The organism is Paraburkholderia sp. BCC1884 (genome assembly GCF_900996225.1).
GTDB lineage: Bacteria > Pseudomonadota > Gammaproteobacteria > Burkholderiales > Burkholderiaceae > Paraburkholderia.
The window spans coordinates 1-473 of sequence record NZ_CAAJGL010000001.1; the positions used below are offsets into that span (position 1 = coordinate 1).

Annotated in this window: 1 protein-coding gene; it reads left to right on the forward strand. The window is 72.3% G+C overall.

Going from position 1 to position 473, the window contains the following annotated elements:
• Window positions 1–473: AAA family ATPase (locus FQ705_RS00005; RefSeq protein ID WP_409934660.1), on the forward strand; the 473-nt coding region annotated here is incomplete at both ends.

Sequence of the window (473 nt, forward strand, 5' to 3'; positions counted from 1 at the left end):
CGGTGATCAAGCGCGAATGCTTGTGGAGTGGCGCCCTGCTGCGGCCCTCGACGCTGCTTGTCGAGCGGCACGGCCCGCAGATCCGCACCCGCGACGCGGCCGGCGACTCGCGCAGCGTGCCGCAGCCGGTCGCCTCGTTCGACAGCATGCTGACCGAATTCGTCGATCCTTCCGGCGCACCCGAGATGATCGCGATGCGCGAGCGAATCCGCTCCTGGCGCTTCTACGACCATTTCCGCACCGATGCCGGCGCGCCGGCCCGCCAGGCGCAGGTCGGCACGCGTACGCCGGTGCTGGCCGACGACGGCGCCGACCTGGCCGCCGCGCTGCAGACGATCCGCGAGATCGGCGATACCGAGGCGCTCGACGCCACCATTGACGACGCCTTTCCCGGCGCGCGCTTGGCCGTCGAGACCGGCGGGCGCGGCCGCTTCGAGGTGACCATGCAGCAGCCGGGCTTGCTGCGCGCGCTC